Source organism: Janthinobacterium sp. OK676 (assembly GCF_900103595.1).
In the GTDB taxonomy this organism is placed as follows: domain Bacteria; phylum Pseudomonadota; class Gammaproteobacteria; order Burkholderiales; family Burkholderiaceae_D; genus Janthinobacterium.
Genome location: NZ_FNHA01000020.1, coordinates 22,468 through 47,466 on the forward strand (window position 1 = coordinate 22,468; position 24,999 = coordinate 47,466).

A 24,999-nucleotide genomic window follows, 5' to 3' on the forward strand; every position below is an offset into this window, starting at 1 on the left:
TCACCGCATCGTGAATTCGTGCGCGTCGCGACGGACACATGCTGTCGCTGCGGTGCGCCCGGCGAGCTTCTTCCAGCCACGTTAAGATAGCGGTATTTTCAAGATAAACAGGGGCCCGGGTGCGCGTGTTGCTGGTGGAAGACGATCCGATGATCGGAGAAAGCCTGGTCGAGGGCTTGCGCGGCGAGTGCTATGCCGTGGACTGGGTGCGCGACGGCCACGATGCGGAGCTGGCGCTGGCCGGTTTCGCCTACGATTTGATGCTGCTGGACCTGGGTTTGCCCGGCAAACAGGGCATGGACGTGCTGCGCGCCATGCGCGCGCGGGGCGCCGAGCTGCCCGTGCTGATCATCACGGCGCGCGACGGCACGCCGGCCCGCGTGGAAGGGCTCGACAGCGGCGCCGACGATTACCTGGTCAAGCCCTTCGACCTCGACGAACTGCTGGCGCGCATCCGCGCGCTGCTGCGCCGCCGGGTCAGCCGTACGCGTTCCGTCATCGAGCATGGCGCGCTGATCCTCGACCTGGCCAGCCACGACGTCACGTTCGAAGGCGAGCAGATCAAGCTGCCGCCGCGCGAGTTTTCCGTGCTGCGCGCCTTGCTCGACCATCCGGGCAAGGTGGTGTCGAAGCGCCAGCTGAGCGAAAAGCTGTACGGCTGGGATAGCGAAGTGGAAAGCAATACCGTCGACGTCTACGTGTACCAGTTGCGCAAGAAGCTGGGCGCGGACTGCATCCAGACCGTGCGCGGCGTGGGCTACAAGATGCGGCTGGCGTCATGCTGACCATCCGCCGCCAATTGCTGCTCGGCTTGCTGGCCGCCACCTTGCTGTGCGTGCTCGGTGCCGGCATTTCGCTGTTCCGCTCGCTGCTGGAAGAAACCAATGAACTGGCCGACTTGCAGCTGCGCCAGCTGGCCGTGGCCTTGCCCGACGAGTTCGAGCCGCAGACGGGCCTGGCCGCCGCACAGGAGCCGGAAGAAGCGTTCGTGCTGCAGGCGTGGGACGAGGACGGGGAACCATTGCCCGTCCTGCAGGGCCAGCCGGCATTGCCGCGCTATGCGCTGGCCGGCTTTGCCGATGTCACGTTGCACGGCGAGGACTGGCGCCTGTACGGCGAGACGCGGCGCGGCCGCTACGTGCAGGTGGCGCAGGCGCAGGCCGTGCGCGACCAGCTGGCCTGGCAAATGACCGTGCGGGCCGGCGCGCCGCTGCTGGTGTTCGCGCTGATCCTGGCGTTGCTGATCGTCGCCGTCGTGGGGCGCACGCTGGCGCCGCTGCACCGGCTGGCCGAATCCGTGGCCGGCCGTTCGCCCGATGCGCTCATGCCCTTGGCGGCCGACGACATGCCGCCCGAATTGCGGCCCGTGGCCTTGGCGTTGAACAGCCTGATGGGGCAGTTCGAGACGGCGCTGACGGCGCAGCGCACCTTTGTCGCCGATGCCGCGCATGAATTGCGCTCGCCGCTGACGGCGCTGAAATTGCAGCTGCAGGTGGCCGAGCGGGCCGCCAGCGAGGAAGAGCGCCGCGTGGCGCTGGCGCGCCTGCACGAACGGCTGGACCGCAGCACGCATCTCGTGCGCCAGCTGCTGAGCCTGGCGCGCCATGAAACGGCGCTCACGGCCAGCCAGTTGCACACGGTGGACCTGGGCCAGTTGCTGGAAGCGGCCGTGGCCGACCACAGCGCGCTGGCCGACAGCCGCGACATCGACCTGGGCGTGGTGGAAACATTGCCGGCGAAGGTGCTGGTGCAGGCCGATCCCGACGGCTTGCAAGTGTTGCTGAATAATCTGATCGACAATGCCTTGCGCTACACGCAGCAGGGAGGCAGGGTCGACTTGCAGGCGGCGGTGGAAGAGGGCAGGCCGCTGCTGCGCGTGTCCGACAACGGCCCCGGCGTGCCGCGCCAGCACCATGCGCGCCTGTTCGACCGCTTCTTCCGCCCCGACGGCAACGACGCCTGGGGCTGCGGCCTGGGCCTGTCCATCGTGCGCCACATCGCCGAGCACCACCAGGCCGACATCGCGCTGGCCGATGGGGAGGCGGGGCGGGGATTGCAGGTGACGGTGCGTTTTCCGCAGGCGGCGTGACGGGCCAAAAAAAAGCGGATGCCGGTGAGGGCATCCGCTTTTCAGGCACAGGCGAAGCGCTTACGCCAGCTCGGTGATGAATTGCTCGCGCGCGGGGCGCACTTTTTTCAGGTCCACCAGCCAGTCGCCTTCGTCGGCGCGGTAGCCGAGCGGCAGCATGACGACGGAGCGCAGGCCCTTTTCGCGCAAGCCCAGGATCTCGTCGACCTTGGCCGGATCAAAACCTTCCATCGGCGTCGAATCGACTTTTTCCTGCGCCGCGGCGATCAGGGCCGTGCCCACGCCGATGTAGGCCTGGCGCGCCGCGTGCTGGTAGTTGGTTTCCGCATCGCGCTGCGGATACGTGGCCAAGATTTGCTGGCGGTACGCTTCCCAGCCTTCGTTCTTGAAACCGCGCACTTCATTGACCAGGTCAAAACGTGCGTTGATGCGCTCTACCGTGTAATTGTCCCAGGCGGCAAACACCAGCAAATGCGAGGCGTCCGTCACTTGCGACTGGTTCCATGCGTGCGGCTTGATCTGCTCGCGCAGGGCCGGATTCGTCACCACGAACACTTCGTACGGGTGCAGGCCGCTGGAGCTGGCCGTCAGGCGCACGGCTTCCAGGATGCGCTCGACTTTGTCTTGCGGCACCGTTTTCGTCGGGTCCATCTTCTTGGTGGCGTAGCGCCATTGCAGTGTTTCGAGCAGTGCGGACATGTAAATCCCTTTCATAATGAATAGTTCAGATTGGAAATGATAGCGGATTCGGGCATTTCAAGTGCGCTGGACAAAAAAGTACCGGTATAGCGCACGCATGCACGGTTGTCTACAGGCCAAGCATGGCAAGTTCCACCGCCGGGTAGCGCGCGCCCTGCACGGCAGCGGGCGCGATGGCGGCACCGATGGCGGCCAGCTCGGTCTCGTTGAGGAGGACCTGCGTGGCAGAGACGTTCTCTTCCAGGTGCGCCAGGCTGCGGGCGCCGGGAATCGGCACGATGTCGTCGCCTTGCGCCAGCAGCCAGGCCAGGGCCAGCTGGGCCGCCGTGGCGCCGCGCGCGGCCGACAGGCGCTGCAATTGGGCAACGAGGTGGGCGTTGGCCGCCATCGCGGGCGGCTGGAAGCGGGGCAGGCTGTGGCGATAGTCGTCTGGCGCCAGGTTGGCGCTGGATGCGAGCTGGCCCGTCAGAAATCCCCGGCCCAGCGGGCTGTAGGGCACGAAACCGACGCCGAGCGCGCGGCAGGCGGGCAGCACTTCCGCTTCCACGTCGCGGCTCCACAGCGAGTATTCGGACTGCACGGCCGCGATCGGATGCACGGCGTGGGCGCGGCGCAGGGTGGCGGCCGACACTTCCGACAGCCCCAGGTGGCGCACCTTGCCCGCCTGCACCAGACCGGCCATGGCGCCGACCACGTCTTCGATGGGCACGGCGGGATCCACGCGGTGCTGGTACAGCAAGTCGATGCACTCGGTGCCGAGCCGGGACAGCGACGCTTCCACCGCCTGGCGAATGTGTTCGGGACGGCTGTCCACGCCCGCCATGCGTTCCACGCCCTGGCCGTGGGGCAATATCTTGAAGCCGAACTTGGTGGCGATCTGGACCTTGCCGCGCAGCTGCTTCAGGGCGCGGCCTACTAATTCCTCGTTGGCGTAGGGGCCGTAGACTTCCGCCGTATCGATCAGGGTCACGCCCAGTTCCACGGCGCGGTGCAGCACGCGCAGCGAGGTGGCCTCGTCCGCGCCGCCGTAGGCAAAGCTCATGCCCATGCAGCCCAGGCCGATGGGAGCGACGCGCAAGCCGGAGTTACCCAGTGTTCTGTGTTCCATTGTCATTCCTTTTCAAAAAAAGATGCCAGGAGTATGGACGAAGGAACTGCATGCGATAAGATGCCTTATCCTGCATGTATTACTGAATGAAACTCATGAATAATGGCTGATCTCAATGAATTGACGGCCTTTGCGGCCGTCGCCCGCCTGCGCAGCTTTCGCAAGGCGGCCCTCGAACGGGGCGTGTCCGCCTCCGCCCTCAGCCACGCGCTGCGCGCGCTGGAAGAGCGCCTGGGCGTGCGCCTGCTGAACCGCACCACGCGCAGCGTCACGCCGACGGAGGCGGGACAGCTGCTGCTGGCGCGGCTGGCGCCGGCCATGCGCGAAATCGACGATGCCTTGCTCGACTTGAGCGCCTTGCAGGATGTGCCCGCAGGCAAGCTGCGCCTGAACGTGCCCCGTCCGGCCGCGCGCCTGCTGCTGGCGCCCATGCTGGCCAGTTTTGTCGCGCGCTATCCGCGCGTGCAGGTGGAAGTGGTGACCGACGACGGCATGATCGACATCGTGCGCGACGGTTTTGACGCGGGCATCCGCTTCGGCGAGCAGGTGGCGGCCGACATGATCGCCGTGCCCGTGGGCTTGCCGCAGCCGTTCGTGGTGGTGGGTTCGCCCGCCTACCTGGCCGCGCATGGCGCACCAAGCACGCCGCGCGCGCTGCTGAACCACGCCTGCATCGGCCGGCGTTTTCCCAGCGGGCGCCAGTATGCGTGGGAGTTCGAGCCGGCGGGGGAAGCCGTCAGCATCGCCGTCGGCGGGCCGCTCGTGTTCGACGACGATGAACTGATGCTGCGCGCGGCGCGCGATGGCGCGGGGCTGGCATACGTGTACGAGGCCGATGCGCGCGCCGATATCGCGGCCGGGCGCCTGGCGTGCGTGCTGGAGAACTGCCTGCCGCCGCCGTCGCGCTACTTCCTGTACTACCCGGGCCGGCGGCAGATGCCGGCCGTCCTGCGCGCCCTTGTCGACATGCTGCGCGTGCCGGGGGCCTAGTCATTCAGCCGGCGGGCGGCGGCGCCACATGTTCGACCGGCCACTTGATGGTAAACAGGCTGCCGCCCGCCTTGCCACGCGTGCAGACGGCGCTGCCGCCGTGGGCACGGGCGATGGCTTCGACCACGGCCAGGCCCAGGCCGCTGCCCGCGTTCAGGTCGCCGCCGTCGCTGTCGCCGCGACGGAACGCTTCGAACACGTGCGGCGCCAGGTCTTCCGCGATGCCGGGGCCCGCATCCTCGACGCTCAGGTAGTACTGGCCCGCCAGCACGCGGGTGCGCACGCGCAGCAGGCCCGGATGCGCATAGCGGCGCGCATTGTCGAGCAGGGCCAGCACGATTTGACGGATGCGCGCCGCGTCGCAGCAGACGGGATGGTCGGACAGGTGCAGCTGCAGGGTAAAGCCTGCCGCCGCCATGTCCGGCGCCAGCAGGCGGCGCACTTCCTCGATTTCCAGGGTCAGGTCCGTCCACGCCATGCGCAGCTGCATGTGGCCGCTGTCGGCCAGGCTCAGGGTGCGCAAGTCCTCGATCAGGCGGCCCAGGTCTTCCACTTGCGCCAGCAGGCTGGAAAACGGCACTTCCTCGGGCTTGAAGACGCCGTCGACGACGCCTTGCAAGGTGCCGCGCAGGACGGTCACGGGCGTGCGCAGTTCGTGCGCGATGGCCGCGTTCCACGTTTCGCTTTCCTTGGCCGCCCGCTGCAGGCGTTCGGCCATGCTGTTGAAATCGTCGACCAGCATGGCCGTTTCGCCCAGGCTGCGGTCGCCGGCGAAGGCGCGCGCGGACAGGTCGCCATGGGCCACGCGGCGCACGCTGTCCATCACGGAATTGATCGGCTTGAGGATGCGCGAAGCGAGCTTGAGGGCGAAAAACGCGGCCAGGCCTAGGCCGAAGATGGTGATGGCGAAGATCCACAGCCACTCGACGGTGCTGGGCGACCAGTCGTCCGGCTCGGACAGCATGCCGGGATCGATCTTGAAGGCGATGGCAAAGAAGGTCCAGGAACCGATCCAGATGATCAGGATGCTGCTGACCATCAGCACGGACATCGACAGGATGATTTGCCGGTTCAGGCCCGTGAAGCGCATCAGAGTTCGCTTTCCAGGCGGTAACCCACGCCGCGCAGGCTGGCCGGCATGTTCATTACGCCCGCTTCTTCCAGCTTCTTGCGCAGCTTGCTGACGTGGCTGTCCACCGTGCGTTCCATCGAATTGCTCTCGGGCATGCACGACTCGAGCAATTCGAGGCGGCTGCAGACGCGGCGCGGCGTGCGCGCCAGGTGGGCCAGCAGGCGGAACTCCGTCAACGTCAGGCTGAGCGCCACGGCCATGCCATCGTGCAGCACGCTGGCCACGTACGTTTCCTGGTCGATTTCGATGGACCCGCAGCGCAGGCGCTGGCCGCCCACCGGGTGGTGGCGCACGCGCGAGCGGCGCAGCACGGCCGCCACGCGGGCCACCACCTCGGCCGGATTGAAGGGCTTGATGATGTAGTCGTCGGCACCCACGCGCAGGGCGGCCAGCTTGTCCGCATCCTGGTCGCGCGCCGTCAGCATGATGACGGGCGTCTCGCCGCGCCGCCGCACCTCGGCCAGCACGCCCCAGCCATCGACCCTGGGCATTTGCACGTCGAGCAGCAGCAGGTCCGGCGCCAGCGCCAGGTGCTGGTTCAGCGCTTCCTGGCCATCGTGCGCGAAGGCCGTGCGGTAGCCGTCGCGCTCGAGGTAGCCGGCGAGGATGCGGGCGATTTGCGGTTCATCTTCGGCGATCAGGACGAGGGCGGAAGGCGGCGTGGTGGCAAGGAAGGAGGGCTGGCTGGCGCTGTGATGATAGTTCATGCAAATAGTCTAGCATTCTTCGCTGTCTCCATCGAATCTCCACATTTCTTTGACGGAACATCCACGCAAGACTTTTATGCTGCGGCCTATCTGTCGACCGGACCGCCGGTTGGGATCAGCCATAGAGAAAAGTCATGCCAGTACAGTACCTCACCAGGAAAAACATGTTGATCGCCGCGGCACTGCTCAGCCTTGCCGCCTGTTCCAAACCCGCGCCGGAAGAAGGCGCCGCGCCGCCCGCCGCCGTCACCGTGCTCAAGCTGCAAGCGGCGCCCGTTGTCCTCAGCGATGAATTGCCGGGCAGGGTGGCCGCCTTCCGCACGGCCGATATCCGCCCGCAGGTGGGCGGCATCGTGCTGCGCCGCCAGTTCGAGCAGGGCGCCGAAGTGAAAGCGGGACAGAAGCTGTTCCAGCTGAACCCGGCGCCATTCCAGGCGGACGTCGATTCGGCCGCCGCCGCCCTGCAGCATGCGGTGGCCACGGCGAAGCGCGCCAGCAGCCAGGCCGAGCGCTTGAAACCGCTGGTCGAAGCGGACGCCATCAGCCGCCAGGCGTATGACGACGCCGTGGCCCAGCGCGAGCAAGCCGTGGCCACCGTGGCGCAGGCACGCGCGGCCCTGGCGCGGCGCCGCCTGGACCTCGCTTTTGCCAGCATCGAGGCGCCGATTGCCGGGCGCATCGGCTCCGAACTGGTGACGGAAGGCGCGCTCGTGGGCCTGGCCGATGCGACGCCGATGGCGCGCATCCAGCAGATCGACAAGGTGTACGTCGACGTGCGCCAGCCGGCCGCCGCGCTGGCCGCCTTGCAAGCTTCGGGCAACGGTGGCGCGGACAAGCTGCCCGTGACCATTTTGGGCGCGGATGGCCAGCCGCATCCCGTCACGGGACGCATCCTGTTCTCCGGCATCAGCGTCGATGCGGGCACGGGCGACGCCGTCATCCGCGTGCTGGTCGACAATCCGCAGCGCCAGCTGTTGCCGGGGATGTTCGTGCGCGCCCGCATCGCCCGCGCCGTGCAGGAAAATGGCGTGCTGCTGCCGCAGCAGGCCGTCTTGCGCAGCAGCGGCGGCCAGGCGCAGGCCTGGGTGCTCGATGGCACGAACAAAGCCAGCCTGAAAACGATCGCCGTGGGCGATGTAATCGACCATCAGTACGTGGTCAACGGCGGCCTGAAGGCGGGCGAAACCGTCGTCATCGAAGGCCAGGAACGCCTGCAGCCGGGCGCCACCGCCGCGCCGCAACCGTGGAAGCGCGCCGCCGCCGTGGCCACCGCACCTGTCGTCAGTGCCGTGCGCTGACTCGTACATATTGAAAGTTTAACGACATGCCTCAATTTTTCATCAACCGCCCCGTCTTTGCGTGGGTGGTGGCGGTCTTTATCGTCCTGTTCGGACTGATCGCCATACCGCAATTGCCGATTGCGCGCTTCCCCTCGGTGGCGCCGCCCAGCGTCAGCATCAGCGCCAACTACCCTGGCGCCACGCCGCAAACCATGAACGATTCCGTGGTCGGCCTGATCGAACGCGAACTGTCGGGCGTCAAGCACCTGCTGTATTTCGAGTCGTCCACCGATACGTCGGGTTCGGCCTCGATCACCGTCACCTTCCAGCCCGGCACCGATCCGGAAATGGCCCAGGTGGACGTGCAGAACCGCCTGAAAGCCATCGAACCGCGCCTGCCGCAAGCCGTGCGGCAAAACGGCTTGACGGTGGAATCGGCGTCGTCGGGCTTCCTGATGATCGTCAGCCTGATTTCCGACAATGGCCAGCACGATGAAGTGGCGCTGGGCGACTACCTGGCGCGCAACGTGACGGAAGAACTGCGCCGCATTCCCGGCGTGGGCAAGGTGCAGCTGTTCGGCTCCGAGCGCGCCATGCGCATCTGGGTCGATCCGGCCAAGCTCGTGTCGTACAACATCGCCATGGGCGAGCTGACGGCCGCCATCGCGCAGCAAAATGCGCAGATCGCCCCGGGCCGCCTCGGTGATTCGCCCGCCGTGCACGGCCAGCGCGTGACCATTCCGCTGACGGTGCAGGGCCAGCTGCAAACGCCGGCCGAATTTGCCGCCATCGTCCTGCGCGCGAATGCGGACGGCTCGAAAGTGACCATCGGCGACGTGGCGAAAGTGTCGCTGGGCGCGCAAAGCTTCAACTTCAGCATCCGCGAAAACGGGCAAGCCGCGTCGGGCGCCGCCGTCATGCTGTCGCCGGGCGCCAACGCCGTGCAGACGGCCAGCGCCGTGCGTGCGCGCATGGCCGAACTGGCGCACACCATGCCGGCCGGGATCAAGTATTCGGTGCCGTTCGACACGGCGCCGTTCGTGAAGATCTCGATCGAGAAGGTCGTCGTCACCCTGCTCGAAGCGATGGTGCTGGTCTTCCTCGTCATGTATCTGTTCCTGCAAAAGATACGCTATACCCTGATTCCCGCCATCGTCGCGCCGATCGCGCTGATGGGCACTTTTACGGTCATGCTGATGGCCGGCTATTCCGTCAACGTGCTGACCATGTTCGGCATGGTGCTGGCCATCGGCATTATCGTCGATGACGCCATCGTCGTGGTGGAAGCCGTCGAGCGCCTGATGGCCACCGAAGGCTTGTCGCCGAAGGAGGCGACGTCGAAGGCCATGCGCGAAATCACGGGGGCGGTGGTGGGCATCACCCTGGTGCTGACGGCCGTGTTCATCCCGATGGCGCTGGCCAGCGGTTCCGTCGGCGCGATCTACCGCCAGTTCACCCTGGCCATGGCCGTGTCGATCCTGTTCTCGGCGTTTCTGGCTTTGAGCCTGACGCCGGCCCTGTGCGCCACCATGTTGAAACCGATCGGCCCGCACGACCACGACAAGAAGGGTTTCTTCCTGTGGTTCGACCGCCATTTTGAACGCATGACGGCGCGTTATGAAAAGGGCGTGGTGGCGATGGTGAAGCGCGCGGGCCGCTCGATGGTGCTGTATGGCGCCATCGTCGCGGCGCTGGGCGTGGCTTTCATGCAGCTGCCGTCGGCCTTCTTGCCGGAAGAAGACCAGGGATATTTCATCACCTCGATCCAGCTGCCGTCCGACGCGACGATGGAGCGCACGCTCGACGTCGTCAAGCTGTACGAGCAGCACGTGGCCACGCGGCCCGGCATCGAAGTGAACCAGTCTATTCTCGGCTTCAGTTTTTCCGGCGCGGGGCCGAATGCGGGCCTGGCGTTCACCATGCTGAAGGACTGGAAACAGCGCAACGGCGCCACGGCGCAGGAAGAAGTGGCGCTGGCGCAGGCGGCCATGTCGCAGGCGAAGGAGGGCGTCATCATGAGTTTGATGCCGCCCGCCATCGATGAACTGGGCAACTCGTCCGGCTTTTCCCTGCGCCTGCAAGACCGCGCCAACCAGGGCATCGCTGCCCTGCAGGCGGCGCAGAACCAGTTGCTGGGACTGGCCGCGCAAAGCGGCAAGGTGGCCGGCGTGTATCCGGACGGCTTGCCACCCGGCGCCAGCGTGCGCCTCGATATCGACCGCACCAAGGCCGAAGCGCTGGGCGTGTCGTTTACGGCCATTGCCGACATGCTGACGGCGGCCATGGGCTCGACCTATGTCAACGATTTCCCGAATGCCGGCCGCATGCAGCAGGTGATCATCCAGGCCGATGCGCCGTCGCGCATGCAGCTGAACGACGTGCTGGCCCTGCGCATCCGCAATAACGCGGGCGGCATGGTGGCGCTGGGCGAACTGGTGCGCCCCGTATGGAGCGAGTCGCCGCTGCAGCTGGTGCGCTACCAGGGTTATCCTGCGGCGCGCATTTCGGGCAGCGCGGCACCGGGTGTGTCGAGCGGCGACGCCATGCTGGAAATGGAGCGGCTCGTGAAGCAGCTGCCACCCGGTTTCGCGCTCGCGTGGACGGGCCAGTCGCTGCAAGAGAAGGAATCGGCCTCGCAGGCGCCCATGCTGATGGCGCTGTCGATGCTGGTGGTCTTCCTCGTGCTGGCTGCCCTGTATGAAAGCTGGTCGATTCCCGTCTCCGTGATGCTGGTCGTGCCTTTGGGATTGCTGGGCGCTGTGCTGGCCGTGATGTTGCGCGGCATGCCGAACGACGTGTTCTTCAAGGTGGGCATGATCACGATCATCGGCCTGTCGGCGAAGAACGCGATCCTGATCGTCGAATATGCGCGCCAGCTGCAGGCGCAAGGACGTGGACTGGTCGAAGCGACGGTGGAGGCGGCTAGATTGCGCTTGCGCCCGATCTTGATGACGTCGCTGGCGTTCGCGCTGGGCGTCGTGCCGCTGATGCTGGCCACGGGCGCCAGCGCCGAGACGCAGCACGCGATCGGCACGGGCGTGTTCGGCGGCATGATCACCGCCACCGTGCTGGCCGTGTTTTTCGTGCCCGTGTTCTTTGTCGTGGTGCTGGGCGCCGTCGACAAGATGAGCAAGTACTTCAACAAACGCAGTCATCGCATCGCCGTCAAGGCGGTGGAAGGAGAATTGTAATGCGTTTATTCTTTATGACGCCCCTGGCCGCGCTGGCTTTGTCGGCGTGTTCCTTGACGCCGCCGCTGGTCAAGCCGGCGGCGCCGATACCGGCCAGCTATGGGGAAGTCTCCGCGTCAGATAGCGCCGCGGACCTGGGCTGGCGCCAGATGCTGCTCGATGCGCGCCTGCAGCGCCTGGTCGACATCGCGCTGGAAAACAACCGCGACTTGCGCGTGGCGTCCCTCAACGTGGAAGCCGTGCGGGCCCAGTACCAGATCCAGGATGCGGGCCGCACTCCGGCCATCGGCGCGAATGCGGGCGGCGTGCGCCAACGCGGCGCCGATGCGGTGACACAGAATCAGTTCACTGCCGGCATCGCCATGAGCGCGTTCGAGATCGACCTGTTCGGCCGCCTGCGTTCCCTGTCGGACGCCGCGTTTGCCCGCTACCTGGCCACGCAGCAGGGCCAGCGCGCCGCGCACATGGCCCTGATCGGCGCCGTGGCCGACGCCTACCTGGAACAGCGGCTGGCCGAGGAACAGCTGGCGCTGGCCCGCCAAACCCTGCTTGACTGGCGCCAGGCGCTGGTCCTGACGCAGCGCCTGCACGGCGCGCAGCAGGGAAGTGGCCTGGACGTGGCGCAGGCGCAAGGGCAGGTCGCCACGGCGGAAGCGGACGTGCAGGCGCGCGAACGGGCCAGTGCCCTGGCGCGCAACAACCTGGAATTGCTGCTGGGCGCGCCGCTGCCAACGGACCTGCCGCCCGGCCGCGCACTTGATGGCCAGCCCGTGCTGACGCAGCTGCCGCCCGGCCTGCCGTCGGACTTGCTGGCGCGCCGCCCGGACATCCTGCAGGCGGAATACGCGCTGGTGGCGGCGAACGCGGAAATCGGCGCCGCGCGCGCCGCCTTCTTCCCGCGTTTGTCGCTGACGGCGTCGCTGGGTTTTGCCAGCCCGGAGCTCGGTGACCTGTTCCGCGGCAGCGCGCGCAGCTGGTCGTTCGCGCCGCAAGTGACGCAGCCGCTGTTCCAGGGCGGCCAGCTGCGCGCGGAACTGCAACTGTCGCGCTTGCGCAAGGACGTCGCCGTGCTGCAGTACGAGCAGGCCATCCAGGCGGCCTTCCGAGACGTGCGCGACGGTCTGGCCGGCAGCGCCACGTACGCGCAGCAGATCGATGCCCAGCAGCGCGTGGTCGCGGCGGCGCAGCAGCGCCTGCGCCTGTCGCAGCTGCGCTACGACGCGGGCCAGGACAGTCGCCTGGAATTGCTCGACGCGCAGCGCCAGTCGTATGCGGCCCAGCAAGCCTTGCTCGACGTCCGGCGCGACCAGTTCAAGTCGGCCGTGGCCTTGTACAAGGCGCTGGGGGGAGGGCTGGAAGAGTAGGCGCCTTGTTTAGCCTGTGAAGGCGCCGATCGGCCGGTTGCGCGCCAGGCTCCAGCCTGTCGTGTGTTGGGAGGCAGGCTTGCCGTCGGCCTGCTGCACGCTGTGGCTCCAGAGGATTTCCGTGAAATTCAGCTTGAACTGCTCGGTCGGCATGTCATCGGGATGGGTTTGCAGCTGGATTTCGCTGATGATGGCGTCGCGCAGCCAAATGGTCATGATGTTGGCCGTCCTGTCGTCCGAGTTGCGTGCGATGTACAGCTTGGTCGGCTGGGCCGCACCCCTGCCCAGTGGTTCGGCGCGCAGGCACAGGTCGTACAAGTTGACGGAGGTCCGGTCGACATATTTGACGCAGGTAAATTCCGTGATCACGGGCCGCCCCGACGTGCGTGCCGAATTGCTGACGTCCGTCGTGATTTGCTGCTTCATGCCCTGGTGCAGCGAGACCAGCTCGATGCAGCGGCCGAGGTCCCGCAGGGCGGGGTTGTCGCGCCAGCCGGCGTCCACAAGGCTGCCGCCAATGCTGCCGCTGCCATCGCCCGGCGTCTTGCCGAACACGAGGTCCCCGTTGCCGGGTTCCAGCAAAATCAAATCCATGGTGATCACTCCTGTCATCGGGAAAACAGCATTGCATTCTTATAGCCGGCCATGCAAAGGATGTGGTTTTGTCCAGCCTGCTTCACCACGGTTGTCGACAAAACACATTCTCAGCTGTGCCATGCCTTGCGACGTGAAGTACACGTGGACATTCGCGTTCTGGGGCTCGCGCGTGATGAACCACAGGGCGTCGCCCTGCGCCAGACCCCGGCTGCCCACGCGGTGGACGAGCAGGTCGGCGCTGTCTCGGTCCACCAGGGCGATGCGCACGCGCGCCTCGCCCATCGTTGATGTCTGATATACGGTTGTCACCGGCGCCTCTTTTCACGGGTCATGTTGCCGTTCGACTATACACTGAATTAGTTGCCTAAAGATAACAACAAGGTTGGAAGGCCAGAGTATTTTTGCCCCGGCATACAGGTCATGGGATTTTGCATTAATTCAATAATTCCACTATCATTGAAGTATTGAATATCCAAGGCTGCGGCGCATGGTGCCCGCGATGCCGCATACACGGGACCTTACCCTTACCCCATGCTGACCGCTTTCCTCATCTTTCTCGCCACCTTAATCCTCGTCATCTGGCAGCCGCGCGGCCTGGGCATCGGCTGGAGCGCCGTCATCGGCGCCTGTGTCGCCTTGCTGGCCGGCGTGATCCACTGGGGCGACATTCCCGTCGTCTGGCATATCGTGTGGAACGCCACGGGCACCTTCGTTGCCGTGATCATCATCAGCCTGCTGCTGGATGCGGCCGGCTTCTTCGAGTGGGCCGCGCTGCACGTGGCGCGCTGGGGCGGGGGCAGCGGCAGGAAACTGTTCGTGCTGCTGGTCCTGCTGGGCGCGCTCGTCTCCGCCGTGTTTGCCAACGACGGCGCCGCGCTGATCCTGACGCCCATCGTCATCGCCATGCTGCGGGCGCTGAAGTTTTCCGCGAAAGCCACCCTGGCCTATGTGATGGCGGCCGGCTTCATCGCCGACACGGCCAGCCTGCCGCTCGTGGTGTCGAACCTGGTCAATATCGTGTCGGCCGATTTCTTCAAGATCGGCTTTGCCGAGTACGCGTCCGTGATGGTGCCCGTCAACGCCGTCGCCGTGCTGGCGACCCTGGCCGCCTTGCTGCTCTTTTTCCGCAAGGATATCCCCCGCGACTACGAAGTCGCGCAGCTGAAACGCCCGGACGCCGCCATCCGCGACCTTGCTACCTTCCGCGCCGGCTGGCTGGTGCTGGCGCTGCTGCTGGTGGGCTTTTTCTCGCAGGAGCACCTGGGCGTGCCCATCAGCCTGATCGCCGCCGTGGGCGCCGCGCTGCTGCTGGTGGTGGCCGGCAGGGGCCACGTGATTTCCACGCGCCACGTGCTGCGCCATGCGCCGTGGCAGATCGTCGTCTTTTCGCTGGGCATGTATCTGGTCGTGTACGGCTTGCGCAATGCGGGCCTGACGGCTTACCTGACGGGCATGCTGAACCACTTCGCGCAGTACGGCGTGTGGGGCGCGGCCATGGGGACGGGCGTGCTGACGGCCTTGCTGTCGTCCGTGATGAACAACCTGCCGACGGTGCTGGTGGGCGCGCTGGCCATCGACCCGACGACGGTGCAGGGGGCCGTGCGCGAAGCGATGATCTACGCGAACGTCATCGGCAGCGACCTGGGACCGAAGATCACGCCAATTGGCAGCCTGGCCACCTTGCTGTGGCTGCATGTGCTCGACAGCAAGAACATCCACATTTCCTGGGGCTACTATTTCCGCGTCGGCATCGTGCTGACCGTGCCCGTGCTGCTCGTGACCCTGGCGGCGCTGGCCCTGCGCCTGGGGTGATGGCGGAGCAGGCAATGGCTTACTAGACGACCGGTCAGATTTTTTGCTATACTGGCCGCATGAGCAAAAAATCTTCCGCCGACATGCGTCAGCACCTGATCGACATCGCCAAGGCCCTGATGGCTGAGAAGGGCTATACGGCCGTGGGCCTGGCCGAACTGGTGGCGGCGGCCGGCGTGCCGAAAGGCTCGTTCTACTATTACTTCAAGTCGAAGGAAGAGTTTGGCCAGGCCTTGCTCGACGATTACTTCACCACCTATCTGCAGACGGTCGACGCCTTGCTGGCGGGGCCTGGCAATGCCCGCGAGCGCCTGCTGGCCTATTTTGACTACTGGAGCACGACCCAGGCCGACAGCGCCCCGGAAGGCAAATGTCTGGTGGTCAAGCTGGGTGCCGAAGTGTGCGACCTGTCCGTGGACATGGGCGCCGTGCTGCAGCAGGGCACGGGCGCCATCCTGGACCGCCTGACGCAATGCATCGAAGCGGGCCACCTCGACGGTTCCGTGGCGGCGGCGACGCCGGCGCGCGTGCTGGCCGAATCGCTGTACCAGCTGTGGCTGGGCGCTTCGCTGATGGTCAAGGTGGCCCGGAACGGCGGACCGTTCGACGCCGCCATGTCGACCACGCAACGGCTGCTGTCCTAGCCGTTTTTTTAACCATGTACTAGACGACCGGTCAGTTATTTCCGGTTTTTCTCACAGAATACGAAAGCAATACGATGAGCGAACAGCATGAAAGCGATTTATTTTCTCCAGTCGATCTGGGCGCGCTGGCCCTGGCCAACCGCATCGTCATGGCGCCGCTCACGCGCAGCCGCATGGGCGACAATGGCGTGCCGAACGCCATGCACGCCGAGTACTACGCCCAGCGGGCCAGCGCCGGCCTGATCATCAGCGAGGCGACGAACATCTCGCCCCAGGCACGCGGCTATGCCCTGACGCCGGGGATATGGACGGACGAGCAGGTGGCGGGCTGGAAGCTGGTCACCGATGCCGTGCATGCGGCCGGCGGCAAGATCGTCTGCCAGCTGTGGCATGTGGGACGCTTTTCGCACACGAGCCTGCAGCCCGGCGGCGCCGCTCCCGTCGCGCCATCCGCCATCCGGGCCGAGGGCAGCACTTACACGGCTAGCGGCATGCAAGCTGTCTCCATGCCGCGCGCGCTGGAAACGCGGGAAATCGCCGGCATCGTCGCCCAGTATGCGCATGCGGCCGCATGCGCGCTGCGCGCCGGTTTCGACGGCGTCGAGGTGCATTCGGCCAATAGCTACCTGCTCGACCAGTTCCTGCGTGATTCGACCAACCGGCGCACGGACGCTTATGGCGGCAGCATCGACAACCGCGCGCGCCTGACCCTGGAAGTGACGCAGGCCGTGGTGAACATCTGGGGCGCAGCGAAGGTAGGCATCCGTTTGTCGCCCGTCACGCCCGACGCGGGCAACACGCCCGTCGACAGCGACGTGATGGCCACCTATGGCTATTTGATCGGACAGTTGAACCGGCACGGACTGGCCTATCTGCACTTCGTCGAGGGCGCGACGGCCACCTCGCGCGACGTGCCCGATGGCGTCGACCTCGACGCGTTGCGGGCGCTGTTCGATGGGCCCTACATCGGCAACAACCATTACGACTTGCCGCTGGCGCAGGCGCGCCATGCCGCCGGCAAGATCGATGCCGTGGCGTTTGGCCGTCCCTTCATCGCCAACCCGGACCTCGTGGCCCGCCTGCGCCATGGGGTGGCGCTGGCCGTGGCGCCGCGCGCGGCGTATTACGGCGGCGGCGCCAGCGGCTACACCGACTGGCCCGCAAGCCAGTACTGATTTTTCTTTTCACCCAACCAAGGAGCGCAACATGAACACCACCACTTATGTGCAGGAATACCAGGCCATCGTCGCCGTGCTGAATCAATACAATGCGGGCGGCGCGCAGGCCGACAGCAGCATCATGCGCCCGGCCTTCAGCAGCGAGGCCACCATTTTCGGCGTCGACGGCGACGATCAACTGACGGGCGGTCCCATCGAAGGCCTGTTTGAAATCATCGACAGCGCCTTCCGGCCGTCGCCGCAGGCCAGGGCGGCCATCGCGCGGATCGATATCGTGGGCACGGCGGCCAGCGCGCGCGTCGATACGGACGACATCTCGGGCTTCCGCTTCACCGATTTTTTCAATCTGCTCAAGGTGCAGGGCGAATGGACCATCGTGAACAAGATCTATCACACGCACGCGGGCGCCTGATGCTGTATCGTGTGGCGTCCAGTGCTTGCGGGGAGAAGGAATGAAACTGATACTGATGGGCGCCACGGGCCTGGTGGGCCGCGAAGTGCTGCGCCTGGCGTTGATGGATGCGCGCGTCACGGCCATCGTCGCGCCCGTGCGCAAATCGTTGCCCGGCCATCCCAAGCTCGAGGCGCCGCGCGTCGACTTCGACCGTTTGCCGTTGGACGCCCCTTGGTGGCAGGCGGATGCCGTCATCTGCACCCTGGGCACGACGATGAAGGTGGCCGGTACGCGGCAGGCGTTCTGGCGGGTCGACCATGACTATCCGCTGGCCGCCGCGCGCCTGGCGCTGGCGGCCGGCACGCGCACGTATGCGCTCAATTCCGCCGCCGGCGCCAACGTGGCCTCGCGCTTTTTCTACAACCGCGTCAAGGGAGACTTGGAACGTGACCTCGAAGCGCTGGGCTTTGCATCGCTCACCCACGTGCGGCCCGGACTGATCGGCGGCGAACGCGAGGAGGCGCGGGCGGGCGAGGGTGCCGCCTTGCGCGTCCTGCGTGTGCTGGGCCCCGTGCTGCCGCGCCGCTGGCGCATCAATCCCGCGCCACGTATCGCCAGCGCCTTGCTGGAAGCGGCGCTGGCCGGCACGCCGGGCGTGCACGTCGTCGGCCCGGAACAGCTGGCTTGACCGCGCGCCCCTTATAATTGCCATTCATGTTTTTTTGAGTACAAAAAATGCAAACAGTGCGTCCTTACCAGGCCGGCGACCGCGACGCCTGCCTCGCCCTTTTCGACGGCAATACGCCGCGCTTTTTCGACCCGTCCGAGCGCGCGGACTTTGCCGCCTGGCTGGAAAATTCGACCCATCCCTACCTGGTCATCGAACGCGACGGGAACATCGTCGCCTGCGGCGGCCATGCGCTGGAGGCGGGCGGCACCGTCGCCAGCCTGTGCTGGGGCATGGTGGCGCAGCACATGCATGGACAGGGCCTGGGCCGCGCGCTGACGCAGGCGCGCCTGGACGCCATCCGCGCCGTGCCGGGCGTCGTCAAGGTGAGCATGAACACCAGCCAGCATACGCAGGCCTTTTATGCGCGCTTCGGCTTTGAACCGGTCAAGGTGACGCCGAACGGTTTCGGATCCGGCATCGACCAGTGGGACATGCTGCTGCCGCTGAATGAACGGGACGATGCGCACGGCCACGTCGCCGCCGTGCCGCTGGAAAAAGCCTATCGTTTGCTCAATCACGGCCCCTCCATCCTCGTCTCGGCCCGCCATGGCGGCGTCGACAACGTGATGGCCGCCGCCTGGGCCTGCGCCCTCGATTTCTCGCCGCCAAAACTGACCGTGGTGCTGGACAAGGCGACGCGCACGCGCGCGCTCGTCGAAGGCAGCGGCACGTTCGTCATCCAGGTGCCGACGGCGGCGCAGCTGCAGCTGACCCACGCCGTCGGCACGCACGGCCTCGATGCGCAGCCCGACAAACTGGCGCGCGCCGGCGTGCGGCTGTTGCACATGGACGGTTTTGATTTGCCGTTCGTGGCCGGCTGTTCCGCCTGGCTGGCCTGCCGCCTGATACCCGAGCCGCACAACCAGGCCGCGTATGACCTCTTCATCGGCGAAGTGGTGGGCGCCTGGGCCGACACGCGCGTATTCCGCGACGGGCACTGGCATTTCGAGGACGCCGATCCATCGTGGCGCAGCCTGCATTACATCGCCGGCGGGCGATTCTATGCGATCGGCGAGGCGCTCGATGCTGTCCCGGGCTGACGCATCGGCGGGCCAGGCGGCCACCGCGCCGCTCGTCATTGTCGCCAGCAGCGGCACGGGCGGCGACATGCAACCGTTTATCGCGCTGGCGCAGGGCTTGCAACAGCGGGGCCGGCGCGTGTTGCTGCTGGTGCCGGGCTGGCAGGAAGCGGCCGCGCAGGCGTCCAGGCTGCCATATCACACCTTTGGTAGCGCGGCAGAGGGCCAGGCCATGCTCGGGGACCCCGGCCTGTGGGATGAGCGCAAGGGCTGGGGCGTGATATGGAAAGGCCTCGTGCCGCACCTGGGCGCCGTGCGCGGCGTCGTGCAAGGCTTGCCGGACGGTGAAGATTGCGTGGTGCTGTGCCACCCCATCCTCGTGCCGATGGCCGCCCTGGCACGCTCGATACGTCCGGGCCTGCGCATCGTCGCGGCATATCTGGCGCCATCGAATGTGTGCAGCAGCCATGACTTGCTGACGACGGGTTCCCTGCGCATTCCCGCCTGGGTGCCGCTGGCCTGGCGCCAGGCCCTGTGGCGGATGATCCACCGCACGATGATCGACCCGCTGATGCTGCCTGGCCTGAACGCCGCGCGCGCGCAGCACGGCTTGCCGCCGGAGTCGCATTTTTTTGCGCACATGCTGGCCGCGCCGGATGCTTCGCTGGGGCTATTTCCCGCCTGGTTCGCCGCCCCGCAGGCGGACTGGCCGCCGCATTTCGTGCAAACTGGTTTCGCCGGCGCCGCCACGCATGGCGCCGCGGCCCTGCCACCGGAGCTCGAACGCTTTCTGGGCGAGGGCGCGCCGCCCATCGTCTTTACGCCCGGTACCGGCCACCAGCACGCGCAGCGCTATTTCAGCATCGCGCTGGACGTCTTGCGGCGGCTGGGGCGGCGCGGCCTGTTCATGACGCCCCATGCGGCGCAAGTGCCGCAGGATTTGCCCCCTGGCGTGATGTGGCAGGCGCACGCGCCGTTCGCGGCCCTGTTGCCGCGCGTGGCGGCCGTCGTGCACCACGGCGGCATCGGCACGAGCGCGGACGCGTTCCGCGCGGGCATCCCGCAACTGGTCGTGCCGTTCGCGTACGACCAGTTCGACAATGGCTGGAGGGTCAAACGGCTCGGCGTGGGGGAGGTTTTGCTGGCGAAACGCCTGTCGGCGGGGCGCATGCGGCGGCAGCTGGCGCGCCTGCTGGCCGCGCCCGAGGTCAAGCTGGCGTGCGTCGAGGTGGCCCGCAGGATGGGGCAGGGGTTGCAGCCGGCGCGCCTGTTCGAGCAAGTCGAAGCGGCGCTGGCCGCTGCTTAGGGACTGTCGTCAGGGACTGTCGTGCTGCGTATCGTCGAGGGCGATGACCCGGTCGTTCGCGCCGGGCACGCAGCTGTTGGCGATCGCATCCCAGCCCCGGTGCACCACCACCTGCTTGCCGTCGTGGCAGATTTCCACGCGCTCGCTGGCGGGCAGGCGCTGGCGCGCGAACGCTTCCAGGCTGGCCGGCAAGCTCACTTCCAGCTGCATCGTGCCGATGGCTTCCTGCGGGTGGTCGTCCATGTGCACGAGGGGCACGAAGATCGATCCCAGCATCAGCCAGCGCGCACCCACGTCGACGGGGGCGGGCGCATAGGGCGCGGCGCGCAGCCAGTCCTGGGCGCGCGCGCGCAAGTCGCCACCCGTGGCCAGTTCGCCCCAGGCGGCGGCCAGCATTTCCGCCACCCACTGATTGCAATTCTGGTATTTCAGGCTGTAGGCATAGGCATTGGCGCTGTAGCGGCCCGCCAGCAATTGCTGCACGCGCACGGGGTCGAGCAGGGCGCGGCGCAGAGGCGGTACGGTTTCGGCGGGCAGTTTGACGAGCGAGATGTAGCCGAGCGCGGGGTTTTCCGTGCCCATGGCGAAACCGGCCGTGCCCTGGTCGAAGATGCGCGGGCGGCCTTCGTCGCAGGCGTAGTACAGCTGGCGCGCTGACCAGCCGCTGTCGCTGTCGTGGCGCCAGGCCAGCGCCGCATGCGAATAGCGGATGCCGAAGCGGGCCAGGTCCAGGCCGGAGCGGCTGATCAGGGCCACGCTGCCTTCGCTGGCGGCCAGTTCCTCGCGCACGACGGCGGCAAAGCGCAAAAGGCGATCCTGTTCCGTGGCCGTGAGTTCCTGCGCGCGGTCGCAAAAGCGCGAGGAGGCGAGCGAAGCGCCCGCCTGCGCGGCGCCGGCGCCGAAGATGGCGCAAACGCCCAGCAGCAGTGCCGGGCGGCGCGGGAAAAAACGAATCAAAGGCTGACGGGACGCGTGGCCAGTTCGCCGTACCAGTCGTCGGCCAGCACGAGGAAGAAGGCGGCGCGCGTGTCGTTGCGCGAAAATTCGATGCCGTAGGCGCGGTTTTGCGCATACACCATGTCGCCTTGCGCCAGCTTTTGCTTGTCGAGCGCCGCTTGCGGCAAGTCCAGCACCAGCGGCGTTGCCGTGGCGTCGGCCTGCATGGTCAGACGCGTCATGCCGTCACGCCCTGGCGTGCCTGCCACGTCGATGATGCGGTAGGGACCATTGGCCACCTTGTTGTCGCGCGAGGAGCTGTTGCTCGAACCGTTGAGCGAATCGGAAATGCTGCCGCTCGACTGGGAGCCGGCGCTGGAGGCCGACGAAACGAAGCTGTCGGCGTTGGCGTTGCACGCCATGGTCAGGGCTGCGGCCAGGCCGAGCATGCGTAAGGAGGTAGTCAAGGCAGTTTTCCAGTCAACATCAATGAAAGCGGACCGGGTCCATCCCGGCCTGCGCCATCATAGCAGATCGGCCATCAGCTGAGCAGTACCTCGATCAGGCCTTTCGCTTCGGCCGATGGCTGCGTGCGCAGCGCCTGCAGCACGGGATCGTGTTCCAGGTACTCTTGCAGCGACGTGCTGACGGTGATGCCGGCCTGCGGCAGCGGCGAAGGCACGGGCGCCAGCGCCTTGGCCAGCAGCAGGGTGTCGCGCAAGCCTTCGGGCGGCAGCATGATGGTCGAACCGGGCAAGGTATTGACGGCATCGGCCACCGGCTGCGGCACGCCCAGCTGGCGCATCAGTGCGCGGCCGATCACTTCCAGAGTGGAGGCCATCTGCGTTTCCAGGTGGTCGTACAGGCCCGGGGTCTTGTCCGCCTGGGCCAGCAGATAAAAGCCGGCCACTTCATGCACGATGCCGGCGAACAGCGCCGTATCGGCGTCCGTCCGCGTGACGGTGCCTGCCAGACCATGCGCCAGCACCGCCACGTGCACGGTGTGCGCCCACAGCTGGGTGGCGCGGGCGCGCAAGGCTTCGTCGCGGATGCCCGCGTTCAGCTGGCGGATGACGGCCGCCGTCGCCAGCGCATACAGGTTGCGGTGGCCCAGCCGCTCGACGGCGGCGCGCACGCTGGTGATGGCGGGCGTGTGGCCGGACGCGAACATGGCCGAATTGGCCAGCGCCACGGCGCGCGCCGACAAGGTCGGTTCGCACAGCAGCAGCCGGCTGATGTCGGTCGAGTGGCAATCGGGGTTGGCCAGTTCCTTTTGCAGGAGCAGGGCCGTATTGATGCTGGTGGGAAAGGCCAGGGTTTCCGTTTCGGCGCTGGCCAAAAGTTGCGCCAGGCTGCTGAGGGTGTTGACGTGCATGGGTGGGAGAGCGAAAAGTAGCAATGCCTCATAGTATCAGGCAATACAGTCCGCATGGCGTCCGCCAGCCTTTGCCTGGAACACGGACGCAACACCTTGATCTCTGATGCGCCGTCAGCGTGCCTCGCCGTGCGCCAGAATCTCCAGGAAAGCCGACACCAGGCGACTTTTTTCATCGGCGCGCGTGACGGCCACCACGGTGGTGCTGGTAGCGATGTCGTCCACGGGCAGGAAGACGACGTCGGTGCGGTTGTTTTCGGCGATCGAGCGGGCTACCAAGGTGGCGCCCAGGCCGGCGGCCACCAGTGACAGGGCCGTGTAGATTTCCACGGCGGAATACGCGACGGCCGGCTCGGCGCCCGCCGCCTTCAGCGCGGCGACGATCTGCTGGCCAAACGGGCTGATCGGGTCTTTCGGATACAGGATGAAAGGGATGTCCGCCAGCTCGGCCGCGCGCAGCGACGTGCGTCCCGCCAATGGGTGGCGCAGGGGCAGGGCGGCCACCAGCGGGTCGTCCAGCGTGACCGCGTGGCGCAGGTCGGGCGGCGCTTCGCAGGGGCCGATGAAACGCGACAGGCCGATATCGATGCGGCCCTGGCGCAGCTGCGCCGGCTGGTATTCGGACAGGGCCTCGACCAGGTCCAGCTGCACCTGCGGATAGGCGGCGCGAAACTGGCGGATGGCCCGCGGCAGCACGGAAAACGTGGCCGAGCGGGTAAACGCGATGCCCAGCCAGCCGTGGCTACCCGTCGCCAGGCCCTTGGCCTCGTCGTCCAGCCGCGCCGCCTGCAGCAGCAGTTCCTTGGCGCGCGGATAGAAAAACCGGCCCAGCGGCGTCGGCTCCATGGGGCGGCGCGAACGGTCGAACAGCTCGCCGCCCAGGTGGGCTTCCAGCTGCCCCAGCTGCATGCTGATGGCCGTCGGTGCCACGTGCAGGCGCTCGGCCGCGTGCGTCGCGCTGCCCGCTTCTACTACTTCACAAAAATACCGCAACTGTCTTAGGTTCATTTTTATTGATCCAAGAGTCAATAATCGATGTTTGATATTGAAAACACTTTATATGAAACTGGGCTCCACGACAACAAGACGAGGAGACGTTTCATGGAAGACAGTGTATTCACGCAGGCGCAGGGCCTGAGCAGCGCGGAAGTATCGGACGCGCTCGACTATTTCGGCTTGCCCGGCAGCGTGCCCGGCCTCGTCCCCGTGGCCGGGCCGCGGCGCCTGTTCGGCCCCGCCTTCACCGTGCGCTTCGCCCCCGTCGACAGCCAGTCGCCCGGCACGGTGGGCGATTACCTCGACGATATTCCGACGGGTGCCATTGCCGTGCTCGACAACGCCGGCCGCGGCGATTGCACGGTCTGGGGCGGCATCATGAGCCAGCTGGCGGCCCACCGGGGCGTGGCCGGCACCGTCATCGGCGGCGTGTGCCGCGACACGGCCGAAGCGGACGCCGCCGGCTACCCGCTGTTTGCGCTGGGGCGCTTCATGCGCACCGGCAAGGACCGGGTGCAGGTGGACGCCGTCGGCGCACCCGTCACCTTGGCCGGCGTGCGCGTGGCGCCAGGCGACATCGTCGTGGCCGACCAGGATGGCGTCGTCATCGTGCCGGCGGGTCGGGCGCATGCCGTGTTCGAGCGCGCCCTGGCCATGCAGGCCGTGGAATTGCGCATCGTTGCCGCCGCGCTGGATGGCATGTCCCTGCGCGACGCGCGGCGCCAGTTCGGCTACCACACCTTGCAGCGCAAGCCCGCGGCCGCCTGAACTCCCTCTTTATTTACTTCTCAGAAAGCACACCATGGACCAGCATGTTTCCATTGCCACCTTGCACGCCCTGCGCCAGCTGGGTGCGGCCACCATCTATGAAGCACAGGGCGCGAAAGGCGCGCTCGACAGCGGCATCAAGCCGATTGCGCCCGGCATGCGCCTGGCCGGCCCCGCCCTGACCGTCGATACGCGCCCGGCCGACAACCTGATGCTGCACTACGCCATGCTCAAGGCCAGGCCCGGCGACGTGCTGGTGGTCGACGCCAAGGGTTTCCTCGAAGCGGGCGTGTGGGGCGACGTGTTTACCGAGCAGGCGCAGCGGATCGGCCTTGCCGGCCTGGTGATCCACGGCGCCGTGCGCGACGCGGCCGCCATGACCGAGGCCGGCTTTCCCGTCTTCAGCCGGGGCTTGTCGATCAAGGGCACGGGCAAGCACCAGCCGGGGCGCCTGAACGTGACCGTCACCATCGGCGACGTCGCCATCGATCCCGGCGACGTCATCGTCGGCGACCAGGACGGCGTGGTGGTGGTGAAGCGCAACGAGGTGGACGCGGTGCTGCGGAAAAGCCGCCAGCGCGAAGAAAAGGAAGCGCAATTTCGCCAGCAGATCCGAGACGGCGCCACGACCGTCGACCTGCTGGGCCTGGAAGAGACCTTGCGCCGGCTGGAACTGCGCTGACA

At 66.7% G+C, this 24,999-nt stretch carries 25 protein-coding genes and 1 pseudogene; 16 read left to right on the plus strand and 10 right to left on the minus strand.

The window, feature by feature from the left end; translation table 11 throughout:
- Positions 1 to 119: 119 nt before the first annotated feature.
- Both BLU39_RS27190 and BLU39_RS27195 read left to right on the plus strand, forming a co-directional pair.
- Positions 120 to 785 (plus strand): response regulator transcription factor, encoded by a 666-nt coding sequence (locus tag BLU39_RS27190; RefSeq protein ID WP_092719347.1) that lies wholly within the window; start codon positions 120 to 122, stop codon positions 783 to 785.
- Entirely contained in the window at positions 779 to 2,089 is a 1,311-nt protein-coding gene (locus BLU39_RS27195) for an ATP-binding protein (RefSeq protein ID WP_092719350.1), read from the plus strand. The genes BLU39_RS27190 and BLU39_RS27195 overlap by 7 nt, the downstream gene beginning before the upstream one ends.
- Positions 2,090 to 2,149: 60 nt before the next feature.
- Here BLU39_RS27195 and BLU39_RS27200 read toward each other — a convergent pair whose 3' ends face one another.
- Together BLU39_RS27200 and BLU39_RS27205 are read right to left on the minus strand one after the other, a co-directional pair.
- Complete coding sequence (locus tag BLU39_RS27200) at positions 2,150 to 2,788, minus strand: NAD(P)H-dependent oxidoreductase (protein WP_092719352.1); 639 nt, start codon at positions 2,786 to 2,788, stop codon at positions 2,150 to 2,152.
- Between the two features lie 109 nt (positions 2,789 to 2,897).
- Complete coding sequence (locus BLU39_RS27205) at positions 2,898 to 3,896, minus strand: aldo/keto reductase (protein WP_092719355.1); 999 nt, start codon at positions 3,894 to 3,896, stop codon at positions 2,898 to 2,900.
- A 102-nt stretch (positions 3,897 to 3,998) separates the two neighbouring features.
- Here BLU39_RS27205 and BLU39_RS27210 point away from each other — a divergent pair, with 102 nt between their 5' ends.
- Positions 3,999 to 4,886: a LysR family transcriptional regulator gene (locus tag BLU39_RS27210; protein WP_092719357.1), complete on the plus strand. Its 888-nt coding sequence runs from the start codon at positions 3,999 to 4,001 to the stop codon at positions 4,884 to 4,886.
- A gap of 4 nt (positions 4,887 to 4,890) precedes the next feature.
- Here the strand turns inward: BLU39_RS27210 and BLU39_RS27215 are convergent, their stop codons facing one another.
- Together BLU39_RS27215 and BLU39_RS27220 are read right to left on the minus strand one after the other, a co-directional pair.
- Positions 4,891 to 5,976 (minus strand): ATP-binding protein, encoded by a 1,086-nt coding sequence (locus BLU39_RS27215; protein WP_092719359.1) that lies wholly within the window; start codon positions 5,974 to 5,976, stop codon positions 4,891 to 4,893.
- Complete coding sequence (locus BLU39_RS27220; RefSeq protein WP_092719362.1) at positions 5,976 to 6,725, minus strand: response regulator; 750 nt, start codon at positions 6,723 to 6,725, stop codon at positions 5,976 to 5,978. The genes BLU39_RS27215 and BLU39_RS27220 overlap by 1 nt, the downstream gene beginning before the upstream one ends.
- A gap of 164 nt (positions 6,726 to 6,889) precedes the next feature.
- Between BLU39_RS27220 and BLU39_RS27225 the strand changes: the two genes are divergently transcribed.
- The 3 genes from BLU39_RS27225 to BLU39_RS27235 are packed head-to-tail and all read left to right on the plus strand — an operon-like array spanning position 6,890 to position 12,560.
- The gene (locus BLU39_RS27225) at positions 6,890 to 8,023 is read left to right on the plus strand and encodes an efflux RND transporter periplasmic adaptor subunit (RefSeq protein WP_254789075.1); all 1,134 of its coding nucleotides are present in this window, start codon (positions 6,890 to 6,892) and stop codon (positions 8,021 to 8,023) included.
- Positions 8,024 to 8,049: 26 nt separating this feature from the next.
- Complete coding sequence (locus BLU39_RS27230; protein WP_092719368.1) at positions 8,050 to 11,196, plus strand: efflux RND transporter permease subunit; 3,147 nt, start codon at positions 8,050 to 8,052, stop codon at positions 11,194 to 11,196.
- Positions 11,196 to 12,560, plus strand: coding sequence for an efflux transporter outer membrane subunit (locus BLU39_RS27235; protein ID WP_092719370.1), 1,365 nt, complete (start codon positions 11,196 to 11,198; stop codon positions 12,558 to 12,560). The genes BLU39_RS27230 and BLU39_RS27235 overlap by 1 nt, the downstream gene beginning before the upstream one ends.
- Before the next feature lie 9 nt (positions 12,561 to 12,569).
- On the opposite strand, the gene BLU39_RS27240 is transcribed toward BLU39_RS27235, so the two are convergent.
- Both BLU39_RS27240 and BLU39_RS27245 read right to left on the minus strand, forming a co-directional pair.
- Entirely contained in the window at positions 12,570 to 13,154 is a 585-nt protein-coding gene (locus BLU39_RS27240) for an Hcp family type VI secretion system effector (RefSeq protein ID WP_092719373.1), read from the minus strand.
- Positions 13,155 to 13,193: 39 nt separating this feature from the next.
- Entirely contained in the window at positions 13,194 to 13,466 is a 273-nt protein-coding gene (locus tag BLU39_RS27245) for a 7(1) septoil knot domain-containing protein (protein WP_092719375.1), read from the minus strand.
- A 222-nt stretch (positions 13,467 to 13,688) separates the two neighbouring features.
- Here BLU39_RS27245 and BLU39_RS27250 point away from each other — a divergent pair, with 222 nt between their 5' ends.
- From BLU39_RS27250 to BLU39_RS27280, 8 genes and pseudogenes are all read left to right on the plus strand, one after another.
- Positions 13,689 to 14,969 carry an arsenic transporter gene (locus tag BLU39_RS27250; protein WP_092719378.1) on the plus strand — a complete coding sequence of 427 codons (1,281 nt, stop codon included), beginning with the start codon at positions 13,689 to 13,691 and terminating at the stop codon, positions 14,967 to 14,969.
- Between the two features lie 59 nt (positions 14,970 to 15,028).
- Positions 15,029 to 15,613, plus strand: coding sequence for a TetR/AcrR family transcriptional regulator (locus BLU39_RS27255; RefSeq protein WP_217635119.1), 585 nt, complete (start codon positions 15,029 to 15,031; stop codon positions 15,611 to 15,613).
- Positions 15,614 to 15,687: 74 nt separating this feature from the next.
- Positions 15,688 to 16,788 (plus strand): alkene reductase, encoded by a 1,101-nt coding sequence (locus BLU39_RS27260; protein ID WP_092719381.1) that lies wholly within the window; start codon positions 15,688 to 15,690, stop codon positions 16,786 to 16,788.
- Positions 16,789 to 16,819: 31 nt separating this feature from the next.
- Positions 16,820 to 17,203 carry a nuclear transport factor 2 family protein gene (locus BLU39_RS27265; protein ID WP_092719385.1) on the plus strand — a complete coding sequence of 128 codons (384 nt, stop codon included), beginning with the start codon at positions 16,820 to 16,822 and terminating at the stop codon, positions 17,201 to 17,203.
- A gap of 40 nt (positions 17,204 to 17,243) precedes the next feature.
- Entirely contained in the window at positions 17,244 to 17,873 is a 630-nt protein-coding gene (locus tag BLU39_RS27270; protein WP_092719388.1) for a Rossmann-fold NAD(P)-binding domain-containing protein, read from the plus strand.
- Between the two features lie 47 nt (positions 17,874 to 17,920).
- Positions 17,921 to 18,337 (plus strand): annotated as a pseudogene (locus BLU39_RS29115) (GNAT family N-acetyltransferase); the annotation flags it as partial.
- 9 nt (positions 18,338 to 18,346) lie between these two features.
- A complete protein-coding gene (locus BLU39_RS29120; RefSeq protein ID WP_175539436.1) occupies positions 18,347 to 18,955 on the plus strand; it encodes a flavin reductase family protein in 609 nt (202 codons plus the stop codon).
- A complete protein-coding gene (locus tag BLU39_RS27280) occupies positions 18,939 to 20,240 on the plus strand; it encodes a glycosyltransferase (protein ID WP_092719394.1) in 1,302 nt (433 codons plus the stop codon). Before BLU39_RS29120 ends, BLU39_RS27280 begins: the two co-directional genes overlap by 17 nt.
- A gap of 9 nt (positions 20,241 to 20,249) precedes the next feature.
- On the opposite strand, the gene BLU39_RS27285 is transcribed toward BLU39_RS27280, so the two are convergent.
- From BLU39_RS27285 to BLU39_RS27300, 4 genes are all read right to left on the minus strand, one after another.
- Entirely contained in the window at positions 20,250 to 21,167 is a 918-nt protein-coding gene (locus BLU39_RS27285; RefSeq protein ID WP_254789077.1) for a DUF2145 domain-containing protein, read from the minus strand.
- A 26-nt stretch (positions 21,168 to 21,193) separates the two neighbouring features.
- A complete protein-coding gene (locus tag BLU39_RS27290) occupies positions 21,194 to 21,625 on the minus strand; it encodes a hypothetical protein (protein ID WP_092719397.1) in 432 nt (143 codons plus the stop codon).
- Positions 21,626 to 21,717: 92 nt separating this feature from the next.
- The gene (locus BLU39_RS27295) at positions 21,718 to 22,551 is read right to left on the minus strand and encodes an HDOD domain-containing protein (protein WP_254789076.1); all 834 of its coding nucleotides are present in this window, start codon (positions 22,549 to 22,551) and stop codon (positions 21,718 to 21,720) included.
- Positions 22,552 to 22,665: 114 nt separating this feature from the next.
- Positions 22,666 to 23,559: a LysR family transcriptional regulator gene (locus BLU39_RS27300; protein ID WP_092719399.1), complete on the minus strand. Its 894-nt coding sequence runs from the start codon at positions 23,557 to 23,559 to the stop codon at positions 22,666 to 22,668.
- 93 nt (positions 23,560 to 23,652) lie between these two features.
- On the opposite strand from BLU39_RS27300, the gene BLU39_RS27305 reads away from it, so the two are divergent.
- Both BLU39_RS27305 and BLU39_RS27310 read left to right on the plus strand, forming a co-directional pair.
- Positions 23,653 to 24,315, plus strand: coding sequence for an RraA family protein (locus BLU39_RS27305; RefSeq protein WP_092719402.1), 663 nt, complete (start codon positions 23,653 to 23,655; stop codon positions 24,313 to 24,315).
- A 34-nt stretch (positions 24,316 to 24,349) separates the two neighbouring features.
- Positions 24,350 to 24,997, plus strand: coding sequence for a 4-carboxy-4-hydroxy-2-oxoadipate aldolase/oxaloacetate decarboxylase (locus BLU39_RS27310; RefSeq protein WP_092719405.1), 648 nt, complete (start codon positions 24,350 to 24,352; stop codon positions 24,995 to 24,997).
- Positions 24,998 to 24,999: the final 2 nt, after the last annotated feature.

Bases quoted from the DNA above. Each gene is read 5' to 3' on its own strand.
- BLU39_RS27195 (WP_092719350.1), top strand. From the start codon at position 779: ATGCTGACCATCCGCCGCCAATTGCTGCTCGGCTTGCTGGCCGCCACC.
- BLU39_RS27200 (WP_092719352.1), bottom strand. From the start codon at position 2,788: ATGTCCGCACTGCTCGAAACACTGCAATGGCGCTACGCCACCAAGAAG.
- BLU39_RS27205 (WP_092719355.1), bottom strand. From the start codon at position 3,896: ATGGAACACAGAACACTGGGTAACTCCGGCTTGCGCGTCGCTCCCATC.
- BLU39_RS27210 (WP_092719357.1), top strand. From the start codon at position 3,999: ATGGCTGATCTCAATGAATTGACGGCCTTTGCGGCCGTCGCCCGCCTG.
- BLU39_RS27215 (WP_092719359.1), bottom strand. From the start codon at position 5,976: ATGCGCTTCACGGGCCTGAACCGGCAAATCATCCTGTCGATGTCCGTG.
- BLU39_RS27220 (WP_092719362.1), bottom strand. From the start codon at position 6,725: ATGAACTATCATCACAGCGCCAGCCAGCCCTCCTTCCTTGCCACCACG.
- BLU39_RS27225 (WP_254789075.1), top strand. From the start codon at position 6,890: ATGTTGATCGCCGCGGCACTGCTCAGCCTTGCCGCCTGTTCCAAACCC.
- BLU39_RS27230 (WP_092719368.1), top strand. From the start codon at position 8,050: ATGCCTCAATTTTTCATCAACCGCCCCGTCTTTGCGTGGGTGGTGGCG.
- BLU39_RS27235 (WP_092719370.1), top strand. From the start codon at position 11,196: ATGCGTTTATTCTTTATGACGCCCCTGGCCGCGCTGGCTTTGTCGGCG.
- BLU39_RS27240 (WP_092719373.1), bottom strand. From the start codon at position 13,154: ATGGATTTGATTTTGCTGGAACCCGGCAACGGGGACCTCGTGTTCGGC.
- BLU39_RS27250 (WP_092719378.1), top strand. From the start codon at position 13,689: ATGCTGACCGCTTTCCTCATCTTTCTCGCCACCTTAATCCTCGTCATC.
- BLU39_RS27255 (WP_217635119.1), top strand. From the start codon at position 15,029: ATGAGCAAAAAATCTTCCGCCGACATGCGTCAGCACCTGATCGACATC.
- BLU39_RS27260 (WP_092719381.1), top strand. From the start codon at position 15,688: ATGAGCGAACAGCATGAAAGCGATTTATTTTCTCCAGTCGATCTGGGC.
- BLU39_RS27265 (WP_092719385.1), top strand. From the start codon at position 16,820: ATGAACACCACCACTTATGTGCAGGAATACCAGGCCATCGTCGCCGTG.
- BLU39_RS27270 (WP_092719388.1), top strand. From the start codon at position 17,244: ATGAAACTGATACTGATGGGCGCCACGGGCCTGGTGGGCCGCGAAGTG.
- BLU39_RS29120 (WP_175539436.1), top strand. From the start codon at position 18,347: ATGCTGCTGCCGCTGAATGAACGGGACGATGCGCACGGCCACGTCGCC.
- BLU39_RS27280 (WP_092719394.1), top strand. From the start codon at position 18,939: ATGCTGTCCCGGGCTGACGCATCGGCGGGCCAGGCGGCCACCGCGCCG.
- BLU39_RS27290 (WP_092719397.1), bottom strand. From the start codon at position 21,625: ATGCTCGGCCTGGCCGCAGCCCTGACCATGGCGTGCAACGCCAACGCC.
- BLU39_RS27295 (WP_254789076.1), bottom strand. From the start codon at position 22,551: ATGCACGTCAACACCCTCAGCAGCCTGGCGCAACTTTTGGCCAGCGCC.
- BLU39_RS27300 (WP_092719399.1), bottom strand. From the start codon at position 23,559: ATGAACCTAAGACAGTTGCGGTATTTTTGTGAAGTAGTAGAAGCGGGC.
- BLU39_RS27305 (WP_092719402.1), top strand. From the start codon at position 23,653: ATGGAAGACAGTGTATTCACGCAGGCGCAGGGCCTGAGCAGCGCGGAA.
- BLU39_RS27310 (WP_092719405.1), top strand. From the start codon at position 24,350: ATGGACCAGCATGTTTCCATTGCCACCTTGCACGCCCTGCGCCAGCTG.